General features: G+C 39.1%; 9 protein-coding genes and 1 pseudogene. 4 read left to right on the forward strand and 6 right to left on the reverse strand.

Annotated elements, in window-relative coordinates; translation table 11 throughout:
* Positions 1-3: 3 nt before the first annotated feature.
* The 5 genes and pseudogenes from F908_RS08140 to ybaK form a co-directional block, all read right to left on the reverse strand.
* Positions 4-2274: a TonB-dependent receptor gene (locus F908_RS08140; RefSeq protein ID WP_005160271.1), complete on the reverse strand. Its 2271-nt coding sequence runs from the start codon at positions 2272-2274 to the stop codon at positions 4-6.
* Positions 2275-2283: 9 nt separating this feature from the next.
* On the reverse strand, positions 2284-3534 hold the full coding sequence (locus tag F908_RS08145) for an MFS transporter (RefSeq protein ID WP_005160272.1): 1251 nt from the start codon (positions 3532-3534) through the stop codon (positions 2284-2286).
* A complete protein-coding gene (locus F908_RS08150; protein ID WP_005160275.1) occupies positions 3531-3902 on the reverse strand; it encodes a hypothetical protein in 372 nt (123 codons plus the stop codon). Before F908_RS08150 ends, F908_RS08145 begins: the two co-directional genes overlap by 4 nt.
* Positions 3899-4536, reverse strand: a pseudogene (locus F908_RS08155) (GNAT family N-acetyltransferase). The gene F908_RS08150 and the pseudogene F908_RS08155 overlap by 4 nt, the downstream one beginning before the upstream one ends.
* A 453-nt stretch (positions 4537-4989) precedes the next feature.
* Positions 4990-5457: a Cys-tRNA(Pro) deacylase gene (ybaK, locus tag F908_RS08160; RefSeq protein ID WP_005160285.1), complete on the reverse strand. Its 468-nt coding sequence runs from the start codon at positions 5455-5457 to the stop codon at positions 4990-4992.
* A 164-nt stretch (positions 5458-5621) separates the two neighbouring features.
* On the opposite strand from ybaK, the gene F908_RS08165 reads away from it, so the two are divergent.
* The 4 genes from F908_RS08165 (at position 5622) to F908_RS08180 (ending at position 10227) form a co-directional block, all read left to right on the forward strand.
* Positions 5622-5927, forward strand: coding sequence for a hypothetical protein (locus F908_RS08165; RefSeq protein ID WP_005160288.1), 306 nt, complete (start codon positions 5622-5624; stop codon positions 5925-5927).
* 193 nt (positions 5928-6120) lie between these two features.
* Entirely contained in the window at positions 6121-7494 is a 1374-nt protein-coding gene (locus tag F908_RS08170) for an ABC1 kinase family protein (RefSeq protein WP_005160290.1), read from the forward strand.
* Between the two features lie 237 nt (positions 7495-7731).
* Positions 7732-9018, forward strand: a complete 1287-nt coding sequence (locus tag F908_RS08175) for an acyl-CoA dehydrogenase family protein (RefSeq protein WP_171063577.1) — start codon at positions 7732-7734, stop codon at positions 9016-9018.
* Positions 9019-9033: 15 nt separating this feature from the next.
* Positions 9034-10227 (forward strand): acyl-CoA dehydrogenase family protein, encoded by a 1194-nt coding sequence (locus tag F908_RS08180; RefSeq protein ID WP_005160292.1) that lies wholly within the window; start codon positions 9034-9036, stop codon positions 10225-10227.
* Between the two features lie 66 nt (positions 10228-10293).
* Here F908_RS08180 and gorA read toward each other — a convergent pair whose 3' ends face one another.
* The gene (gorA, locus tag F908_RS08185; protein ID WP_005160293.1) at positions 10294-11646 is read right to left on the reverse strand and encodes a glutathione-disulfide reductase; all 1353 of its coding nucleotides are present in this window, start codon (positions 11644-11646) and stop codon (positions 10294-10296) included.
* Positions 11647-11786 lie beyond the last annotated feature (140 nt).

Consider the following 11786-nt stretch of genomic DNA (forward strand, 5'->3'; position numbering starts at 1 on the left):
AGATTAGTATTTGAGGGTATAACTCAAACCATAAGTACGACCTTGTGCAGCTAGACTAGAAATATCGCCATACACGGTCGAAACTGCTTGGCTATATACAGACTTATAATCAGTATTCCAAACGTTATAAACACCAAATCCTAATGTACCCGGACCGGCTTTCGCATTGGCAATCACATCCATCACTGCAAAACCTTTAATTTCTGCTGGTGGTCGGCTTCCATACTCAATTGCATCTTTACGCGCTTTATCTGTACCGCCAACTGCAAGAGTTTGAACGCGTAAACCTAGACCATCATTAAATTGCCAATCTGAATAGAGAGTCCCTTTTAAGGGTGCAACACGAATCGCATCTAACTCTTGCCATTTACCACTGGTATTTTTAAATTGACCACGTGTATAAGCCAAAGTACCACCGACATTCCATGCATCGGTAACAGCATACTTCACATTACCTTCTAGGCCATAAACACGTTCATCGGTATCAATCACTTCGATTGCAAAGTTTGGTGGACCAAATTTCAAAGATTTATCCGACTTGTTATAGAACGCCGTAAGCCCTGTGGTTAACGCATTGTCTTGTAGACGCCAACCTAGCTCAAAACTATTCACTTTAATTGGATCAATGGTTTGATTGCTTACAACAAAGTTTGCTGGAACGTCTCTGAGCATACGTTGTACGTCTGGTAAGTTTGCACCTTGAGAGAAATTGGCAAAGACTTGTTGAGCATCTGTTAAATGATAAACTGCGCCTAAGTTAAATAAAGTTGCATCATGCTTGACCGAACTACCATTTAAAGTTTTAGGACTATATCCTGAGACGAAGTCTGCAACCATCGCTTCAGAATAAGGAACAGAATCCTGTACTTGGCTATCAATACTCTCATGACGAACACCCGCCTGTAAATTTAAGCGCTCAGTGACTTCAAATTGGCTCTGTAAGAAGAAACCGAGTTTCTCAGTATCTACATCTGGACCAAAACCATAATTATTTAATGGTTTGAATTTCAAACCATTACTACTAATAAATGTATTCAAATCATATAACTGGGCTGTTGCTTTTCCTTTTTCCTTATCAAAATCCATTCCATACGTTAAATGTAAAGCTCGCTCTGCAAGATCCAGTTTACTCTGTAACGCTAACCTTGCACCAAATACATCAATATCCGTCTCAGACTGGGTAACAATATATGTTCCTCCACCTGGAATGGATGCATGTGCCAAAGTATTTGCACTCGTATAGAATCTACCTTTTTCAGTTCGATAGTAAGCCTCCGCATTTAAAGTCTGACCAAAGAAATCTTGGTTTTCATATTGTGCATTGACTGCTGCACGTTTCGTTCTTGGCTGAGTATTAAGTTCCAAACCTTTGACTGCTTTCTGGCTTGGTTTTGCACCTTTAACCAATAAAACAGCTAAACCTGGTCCATAATCTGCACCATAGTCACTGTCTTGTTCATCATTATAATATTGCGCACCAACGCTAATACTTTGCTTGTCAGCAAACTGCCAACCTAAACGCCCATTAACATCGATAGTTTCCGTATCTTGACGATCCGTTTGTGCGACTTCAGGTCCAATTCGGTCACCGTGGCTGTCTTGAATCTCACCGCGTTTGGTATAGCTTGCTCCTAAGAAACCATTCCAATCGCCTTGTTTAAACGCAGCGGATTGATATGCTTCATAAGCCAAAGCATCACTTTTAAAGTTATCGCCTGACGTTACACCGAGTTTGGATTCAAAATGAACCCCATAGGTCGACCCTTTTTTAGTAATGATATTGATGATACCGCCTGTTGCACCAGAACCATAAATACTACTTGCACCAGAGACCACTTCAACACGCTCAATCATATCAGGGCTAATACTATTTAATTGACGTGAACTATCACGCGAACCCGTTTGTGGTACACCATCAATCATATATTGGACTGTACGGCCACGCATGGTCATTCCATAGTTACTGGTAGTACCAGAACTTGGTGTTAGCGATGGAACTAATAAACCTAAAATATCTGCTGTACTTTTACCCGCAGCGGCTTGTTTTGCAATATCTTCTTGTTCAATGCGATACACCGTACCTGCAATTTCAGCAATACTTTGTGCTGAACGCGATGCTGTCAGTACAATAGGTGCAAGTTGGGTTGGTTTCTGACTTGTTACAGCAGCAGTCGTTTGAACAGATGCATCTGTTTCAACTGTTTGAGCATATAGCTGATTACTGATTGCTAAGCTTAACAGCGTTAATGATGTCGAAAGTGAACGTACTTTCATAAATTACCCCTAGGTGAGTTGTTCCGTTTGTTTTGCTTTGTGGATTAACACTTGGCTGAGCAAGACGCTCAACACAGATGCTGCTGCGAGAATGAGGTAGAAATTTCCATAACCAAATGCTTTGGCCAAGAAACCAGACATTGCACCGCCAATGAAATAAACCAGAAGTTCAAAACAGACCAAAATGGTAAAGTCTGTTCCAGCTTGTTCCTGAGAGCTGGTATGCATGAAGTGCGCATATAAAGCAGTCATTGCGACGTAACGAATCGCCAAAATAACCACAACAAATAGCCCCAATAACATTTGCCACTGATTAAACCAGCTGAATAAGACCGCGATGCCCAGTAAGGCATACACCAAACTGCGTGCCCAACCAGCCCAAATCAGTAATTGTGTTGCTGCAATTTTTTTTAACAGGAATGCGGCTGTTACTGCTGCCAATAAACCAATGCCCGCGCCAATCACAGACATTAGTACACCAATCTCTGCCAATGACCATTTTTGATCAATCAACATCGGATTCAGCATGGCCATTGCTGGCGCTTCGACTACGCGATAATAGACAATCAAAGCCAAGGCCCAAAGCATCTCAGGGCGCTTAAAGGCTCGAATCAGACTCGGTGCTTGCTTTGCAATTTTTTCAGTATTGGTTTTTTCTTTGATTTGAAACACTGCAAGCATGGTCAGTGCTGTCATTGCAGCTAAACAAATCAGCGCGGTTTGCCAACCATACAATTGATACAGCCACAAAGTTGCAGCACCACCAATCATACTGCCCAGTGCCACACCAATACTTTGTGCCATACTGCCTAGGCGATATTCGGATTCAGAAAAGGTTTCAACGGTATAACCATCTATCGCAATATCTTGGGTTGCGGCAAAGGTTGAAATCCATAGACCGACAATGACAAAGATACTTAGACCGTAATCGAATTGTGTCAAAGCTAAGGCAACGACACCGAATACCAAGGCAATTTGAGTGAATAAAAGCCAAGTTTTACGTTTACCAAGTGCCTTAAAATAAAAACGATCAATTAAGGGCGCCCAAAAAAACTTAAAGGCCCATGGGATATACAGTAGCGACAACATGCCAATCCAACGCAGATCGACCCCTTGATGACGTAGAATCGCAGGTAAGGCAACATTGTAAAAGTACAGTGGCAATGCATGTGCAAGGTACAACACCACCACCACAGTTAAACTCAGTGCAGAAACTGTTTTGATTGGAAAATCTTGGTCAGGTTTTATGTGTTGATTCATAAGTACCTCTGCATCGCCCATTGCACGGCATCGGTCTTTTCTAAACTGACAAAATAAGGAACATGCCAGGCTTTTTGCAAAGCTGGCGTGTCTAATCGAATACGATCTGCCTCATCTTGGGCAATGCGAGCAAGGCCTAAACAATATTGATAAAAATCTTGTTTATATTGTTTGTACCATTTCCCCTGAATGACCCGATATTCTTCAGGAAATTCAGTATTTACATCGGTTTGTATGATCAACACGAAATTTTGCTTATGTTCGAAATAGTGCTGAATCCGTGCTAACCATTGTTCAAATTCTGCAACAGAGACATTCGCCGCAAAGCGCATGTCTAAGATATGCATTTCATTGATATATAAGCTCATGTAACACTCAGAAGTTTGGCTGGCTGATCTGCTAGCTGTTGTTGTGATGTTTGGTAATATTCACCAAACTTGTTATAGAAAGTTTCTCTAAAGCAGTGGTACAACATCGCTGTTTTTTCAGGCATCGGTATTAAACGTTGGCTTTCATAACAAAGCTCTACCACCACTGCTGCATAAGGTTTAACGGTATGATCTGGCTCACCCACAATTTTTTTCGCTTGTGAATGTTCAAAAATATAGAAGCTGAGCAAACGAATGGCTGGATGTAAAAGACCTTACTAAACAATGACTTACCACCAAAAAGTAAATGCCAACCTAAATCATTGTCATCACCTTCGTAATAACGACCTAAACGATCACGCTTACCTTCATAGATCTCGGTATAACCCACATCTTTGCTATCCACACCCACAATCAATAAACGTTGATGGTCATCTGCCAGCATCTTGTCGAAGTAAACCTGTAAATCCAGTTCTGACTTATTCAATTGCCACTGTGGAATAACATGTGGCTCATGCATCCATTGATGTAGCAAAGGAATATCTTGTGGGTATTGCACTTGGCGTAAGTAGTATTGTGTGCCATCTTCGTGGTATTCAAAATAATCTGGTAATTGCTGAGAAATAGTTTTCATATCGAACCTTAAACCTTGGCTAAACGCTTGTTGTTGCAGACTTTGCTGATTTTTATTAAGCAAGTGACCTTTGCCAGTTTCTTGCGTATATGCGTTGACGAAGTGTTGTATCGCCAACCGATTGGCAAGTGATTGCATCTGTCGGTATCCTCTTATAAAGAGAGAGTTAATTTTTTTCGAATGTTTTGAGCTCTAAACAAACCTTATTACAATGGCATTCATCGTAATTGCTATTATTAATGATAATAATTATCATTAATAATAGCAATTATAAAATAACTTAGCCTTTTGAACTTAATACTTTGTTTTTTATTGTGAAAAATTAATTTAGATCAAGAAAAATACAAAAGATAATAATTCTCATTATTAAATATTTTAATTATGATTCATTCTTTTATTGTTTTTATAAATCAAATAAAAAGGGCTTTATGTTTTAAAGCCCTTTTAAATATATTAACAATCTAAAACATCTGAAAATGTAGCTTCCAGTAACCTAGCTAGATCAATTGGGTTAAGACCAATGTCCAACCCCCTTTTTCCACCACTTACATAGATCTTATTTAATGATTTCGCTGTTTCATCTATTACAGTTTTGAGTCGTTTTTTCTGCCCTAGAGGACTAATTCCACCTACTAAATAACCAGTTAAACGTTCAGCATCTTTTGGATTGGCCATTTGTAACTTCTTACACCCTATTGCTGATGCAACTTTTTTTAAATTTAATTGATAATTCACTGGCAAAACTGCGATGAAATAATTTTTTTCATCGGTGACCATTAGCGTTTTGAATACTTCATCTACATTTAGATTGAGTTTTTCTGCGGCTTCTAAGCCAAAACTTTTTGCATTTACATCATGTTCATATTCATGAATTGTGAATGCTATTTTATTTTTTTCTAATAACTTACAAGCTGGAGTCATTTTTTTTCAGTTCTTTGCTTTAGTGATTAAAGTAGTATAAGTGTAGCATTTAAAAATTAAGGATTAAATTTACTTAGGCTATTTTTGAGATAAATCTATTCTTGATAAACACTCAATTAACCACATATATTTGCTAATAGTAAACAGAATGAGCTCAAGCAACGATGAGTTATAAACATAATAATTTGATGGCAATGCGTCAGAATTATTGGGATGATGAGTCATCTACTACTGTGCAAGAAGAGAAAATTTTTCTTCGGAATACTTTGATTGAAGAAGGTATTTTTAAAAATGCGACTTTAGACGACACCAAGTATTTTTTCTTTACATTACCCAGTATCATTATTGTGAAAGCTCATGCTTTAGGCTTTCATCATAGTCATGTAAAGCGTATGTTGATTGCTCATATTCATACTAATCGTGCTGCTTTAATGAGAAAATCTAATCTAAAAATTCAGTTTAGGATTTAGGACATCTGTATACGAAAGCCAAATTTGAAAGTTAAATTTTACTTAGGCTATTCTGATTTATTGACCTAATTCACAAATTTAGACTGACAATTCAAGAGATTGAACTATTTTAATACGTTCAAAAGCTGTAATATCCGCTACAATTTAAGTCTCGGCTTTCAACCCTCCGATTTCAGCATAGGATTTTTCTTTCATGTCAGATCAGAACGATAAGCTTAAGAATCTAAAAACCTCCTCTGTAGATCGTCGCTTATCTATTGCAAAAGCCTCTTTACTCGCTGGAACACGTTGGGCGACTGCTAGCGCTACTTCAATTTTTTCTAGTGAAGAAGAAAAAGAGAAAAAGCGTAAAAAAGCCATGGCTGAACAAGCTCATTATTTAGTTTCTGAAATAGGAAAACTAAAAGGATCAATCGTAAAGATTGGTCAAATGATGGCTTTATACGGCGAACATTTCTTACCTGAAGAAATTACACAAGCATTAAATACACTGAACAATCAAACTGTCGCACTAGCTTGGCCTGCAATCAAAGCGCATTTGCAAGAACAGTTAGGTTCAAAATTAGATGAACTCACGATTGATCATGAACCAATCGGTACAGCCTCACTTGCTCAAGTTCATCGTGCGACACGTAAATCAGATGGTTTGGAGCTAGTCTTAAAGATTCAATATCCAGGTGTCGCTGAAGCAATTGATTCAGACATGAACCTTTTCAGGAACATGTTAAAACTCACGCGTATGGTGCCGCAAACACGTGAATTTGATCAGTGGTTTGATGAAGTTCGTGAAATGATGCATCGAGAAGTCGACTATGACATCGAAGCCGCGACAACTCGCCGCTTTGCTGCACGCCTCAAAGATGATCCTCGTTATATCGTTCCTGAAATTGTCGATGAATTTTGCGCTAAAAAAGTGTTGTGCATGACCTTTGAACGTGGTGTGCCTGTAAATAGCCCTGTCATGCTCTCCCTCCCCCAAGAACGTCGTAACCAATTAGGCGAAGCTTCTTTGGAAATTGCAGTACGTGAGCTGTTTGAATGGGGCGAAATGCAAACCGATCCGAACTTCGGTAATTATCTTGTTCGTTTGGGTAACGGCGATGATGTAAAGGACAAAATCGTTCTCCTCGACTTTGGTGCAATTCGTCAGTTCGATGAGAATTTGCTCACTGTTGCACGTAACCTGATCCATGCTGGTTATAACCATAACAAAGATGAAATGGTTAAAGCGATGACAGGCTACGAGTTCTTTGATGCAATGCCTGAAAGTATCAAACCAGGTATGGCAGATGTGTTCCTTATCGCCACAGAAGCATTTAGCTGTCCAGCTAACAATCCTGACATGCCAGCAGGTGTAATGGATGAGCAAGATCGCTACGATTGGAAGAAAAGCCAATTGCATAGCCGTGTCATGCAACAGGCAGCACAGTCTATGGCATCGCGCTATTTCTCGGTTCCACCAAAAGAATTTATGTTTATTAGCCGTAAGTTTATTGGTGCATATACGTTTATGACCGTGATCGAAGCAAAGACCAATGTACGAAAAATGATTCGTCAGTTTGCATAAGCACTATATCTAAAGTCATTTTGACCAATCTGATTTGTCAGTTTGGTCAATTTTTTTAAAAATTTATTTTTCTGATATTTTTTTTATTCATTTAAAAACAATAAGATAAAATCTATATACGAATCATTTTACCCTTTATCTTTCTTAATTTAGCACGTCAAACAAGACATAGTTTTTTTGACTAGAGCATGTCAGCATAATTTTACAACCATCCTCTAGGATAAAATCATGTCGAATATGATGAATAAAGCTCAAGGCTTTGGGCTATCTTTGATCACTAAAATCGCAGGAAGCGAAGTATTAGATCAACTCAAATTAAGAAAATTTGTAGAGAAATCATTATATCAAGGATCAAAAACAGGTTTTAAAGTACTGAATAAAACACAAAAAGCTTTTAAACCACAAGCAATTGATAAGCAACGCCTCCCGAATCAAGTTAATAAAAATTTGTTTGATCTCAGTCTGACTGAAGAACAGCAAATGACGGTTGATGCAATGTCTCAATTCGCTGAAGAAGTTTTATATGCTTTAGCGCATGACGCTGATCATCAAGCACAATTCCCAGAACAACTTTGGCAACATTTGGTCGACTTAGGTTTGAACTACTATGCGTTACCTGAAGCATCAGGTGGTGTTGCCGCTGAACAAAATATTGTCAGTAATATACTAATCGCTGAAAGTTTGGCAAAAGGTGATTTCAGTTTAACAGCAGGTCTGCTCAGCACATTTAGCGTTATTAATGCAATTACCCGTTGGGGTTCAACACAAGTTCAATCGATGTATTTGCCTGTGTTTGCTGAGGATAATGACGTTACCGCAACATTTGCATTTCAAGAAGCGACTCCTGCATTTAATCCATATCAGTTAAAAACAACTGCAACTGAAGCAAACGGTCAATTCTACATTACAGGTGAAAAAACCTTAGTTATTCTAGGCGGTACTGCCGATGTATTCCTTGTCAGTGCTGAGTTCAACGGTCAACCTGATATTTTTGTTGTGCAGTCAAATGAAACGATTGCAATCAAAGCTAATCCAGCAATGGGATTAAAAGCAACTGAAACAGCAACACTTCAATTCAATCAAACACCAGCTTTACGCTTAGGCGATGCTGATTTTGATTACACTGCATTTGTCGACCTTGGAAACTTAATGTGGTGCGCCATGGCGATTGGTACAGGAGAAGCAATCAAAGCTTACTGTATTAAATATGCAAATGAACGTACTGCTTTTGGCGAACCCATCTCGCATCGTCAAAGTGTTGCTTTCATGATTGCCGATATGGCCATTGAAATTGATGCTATGCGTATGTTGGTTTTAAATGCGGCAAGCTTGGCTGAAGCGGGTAAACCGTTCCATCGTGAAGCCTATCTGGCACGATTACTTTGTGCCGAAAAATCAATGAAAATCGGTACAGATGGTGTTCAAATCTTAGGTGGTCATGGTTTTACTAAGGAACATCCTGTTGAACGTTGGTATCGTGATCTACGCGCAACCGCTATCTTACATTCTGGCTTACATGCGTAATTTTGGAGAATAATAATGAACTTACAAAATCCGAAAAAATTTAAAATGTTGGTTGATCAGGCGCATGAAACTGCAATCAATGTTTTGCGTCCAATCTCACGCAAATATGATAAAGCTGAACATGCCTATCCAAAAGAATTGGACATGCTCGCTGCGCTATTAGATGGTATGAATGAAAGTGGCGAAGGTGTGGGTGCTGCCAATGCGAGTAAACGAGGGACAGCGAACCCATATGCCATTGTGAATGGCGGCAACATGTCTGCGGCACTTGGTATTATTGAAATGTGTTATGGTGATACAGGCTTACTGCTCAGTATGCCACGTCAAGGCTTGGGCAACTCTGCGATTGCAGCAGTTGCCAATGATGAACAACTTGAACGTTTCAAAGGAACTTGGGCTGCTATGGCGATTACTGAACCTGGTTGTGGTTCAGACTCCGCGGCTATTCGTACAACAGCAACCAAAGATGGTGATGATTACATCTTAAATGGAGAAAAAATCTTTGTCACTTCTGGTGAACGTGCTGACTCCGTTGTAGTTTGGGCAACCCTAGATAAAAAGCTCGGTCGTGCTGCGATTAAATCTTTCGTTGTACCTAAAGGTACAGTAGGTATGAAAGTTGAACGTCTGGAACACAAGCTCGGGATTAAAGCCTCAGATACGGCGGTGATTAGCTTTACGGACTGCCGTGTACCTGCTGCAAATTTATTGGGTAATCCAGAAATTGATGTTGCTAAAGGTTTTGCTGGTGTTATGGAAACTTTTGATAACACTCGTCCACTTGTTGCAGCAATGGCAATCGGTTGTGCAAAGGCATCATTAGAACGTATTAAAGAAATTTTTAAAGATCAGCTTGATCCTGACTACAAAACGCCTTATTTGCAAACCTCAAATTTGGCTGCTCAAATCTATCGTATGGAAGCTGAGTGGGAGGCTGCTCGCCTACTTATGATTAAAGCCACATGGATGGCTGACAATAAGAAGCCAAACTCAAAAGAAGCTTCGATTGCTAAAGCAAAAGCTGGGCGTGTTGGTAATGAAATTACTCTCAAATGCGTCGAATTAGCTGCAAGCTATGGTGAAGATGAGTTATTAGAAAAATGGGCACGTGACTCAAAAATCCTTGATATTTTTGAAGGTACACAACAGATTCAACAGCTCATTATTGCTCGTCGTGAATTGGGGAAATCTTCGAGTGAATTGAAATAAATACCCATTTAAACAAAAAATTTAAAAAGGACGTTATTTACGTCCTTTTTATTTGCATATAGCGCGCTATCGCATCGTCACAAACTCTTCCGCAGATGTTGGATGAATCGCAACGGTATTATCAAAATCTTTTTTAGTCGCTCCCATTTTTAAAGCAACCGCAAAACCTTGCAGAATCTCATCCATGCCAAAACCGATACCGTGAATACCGACAATTTTCTCATCGTCACCCACACAAACCAGTTTCATTTTAGTAGGCTGTCTATGTTGTGTCACCGCACTAAACATAGATGTAAATGATGAGTGATAAACTTTTACTGATTGCTGACCATATTGTTCAATGGCTTCTTTTTCGGTAATCCCAACCGTCCCTATAGGTGGATGGCTAAACACCACTGTCGGAATATTGTCATAATCTAAATATTCATCAGGCTTATGATTAAAAAGCCGTTCGGATAATCTTCGACCTGCTGCGACTGCTACAGGTGTCAGCTCCATTTTCCCTGTGATATCTCCCACCGCATAAATGCCTGTTTGGGATGTATTCTGGAATTGATCCACTTGAATATAACCTCGTTCATTAAGCTGAACATTGGCTTGGTCCAGATTTAGGCTTGCTGTATTCGGCTCTCGTCCAGTTGCCCAAATCAAGCAATCGACAGTATGACTTTCGCCACTTTCTAAATGTAATACGACAGAGCCATCGGCATTCTTAGTGATTTTTTTAGGAACAGCTTGTGTATGTATAGTAATTCCATCTGTTTGCATCACTTCAACCAAAGTTTCACTTAAGAAAGAGTCAAAACGTCGAACAGGTAGATCTTTACGGATAAATAATCCAACTTGTGAACCTAAAGAATTAAGTACCCCAGCCAATTCAACTGCAATATAACCCGAACCAATCACTGCAACTGTTTTAGGTAAAGCCGTTAGTTCAAAGAAACCATTCGAATCAATGCCATATTCAACACCATCAATATCAGGCAATGATGGCTGTGTCCCTGTTGCAATCAGGATATGATCTGCTGTGAATTTCTCACCGTTGACTTCGATAGTATTTTTATCAATAAAATGAGCGGCACCACGAATAAGATCAATCTTATTATTACTTAGGCTATTTTGATAAGATAAATGAATTCGTTCTATATAAGCTTGACGATTTTTGACCAGTGTCTGCCAATCGAAAGATTCAACTTTACTGTTAAAGCCATAATCAGGACCATATTTTTCAATTGATTCAGCAATATGTGCTGCATACCACATGACTTTTTTAGGCACACAGCCGACATTAACACAGGTTCCACCAATTTCAGCCTTTTCAATCAAGGCGCATTTCTTCCCATACATCGCAGCACGATTGACCGATGCAATCCCACCACTTCCACCACCAATCGCAATATAATCATAATGTTTTGTCATCATCGCCTCATGCTGTCATTACACAATTATTTTTAAGTACTCTTTATAGATATACAGCAACATGATGCAAAAACTTTTGTTTTTTAAATTTTTAATACAAGAAAAAAGCACTGACCATGAATGATCAATGCTTCTGCTTT

Source organism: Acinetobacter sp. NIPH 284 (assembly GCF_000369425.1).
GTDB lineage: Bacteria > Pseudomonadota > Gammaproteobacteria > Pseudomonadales > Moraxellaceae > Acinetobacter.

Coding starts and splice junctions, on each gene's coding strand:
- F908_RS08140 (WP_005160271.1), bottom strand. CDS start 2,274: ATGAAAGTACGTTCACTTTCGACATCATTAACGCTGTTAAGCTTAGCA.
- F908_RS08145 (WP_005160272.1), bottom strand. CDS start 3,534: ATGAATCAACACATAAAACCTGACCAAGATTTTCCAATCAAAACAGTT.
- F908_RS08150 (WP_005160275.1), bottom strand. CDS start 3,902: ATGAGCTTATATATCAATGAAATGCATATCTTAGACATGCGCTTTGCG.
- ybaK (WP_005160285.1), bottom strand. CDS start 5,457: ATGACTCCAGCTTGTAAGTTATTAGAAAAAAATAAAATAGCATTCACA.
- F908_RS08165 (WP_005160288.1), top strand. CDS start 5,622: ATGAGTTATAAACATAATAATTTGATGGCAATGCGTCAGAATTATTGG.
- F908_RS08170 (WP_005160290.1), top strand. CDS start 6,121: ATGTCAGATCAGAACGATAAGCTTAAGAATCTAAAAACCTCCTCTGTA.
- F908_RS08175 (WP_171063577.1), top strand. CDS start 7,732: ATGATGAATAAAGCTCAAGGCTTTGGGCTATCTTTGATCACTAAAATC.
- F908_RS08180 (WP_005160292.1), top strand. CDS start 9,034: ATGAACTTACAAAATCCGAAAAAATTTAAAATGTTGGTTGATCAGGCG.
- gorA (WP_005160293.1), bottom strand. CDS start 11,646: ATGACAAAACATTATGATTATATTGCGATTGGTGGTGGAAGTGGTGGG.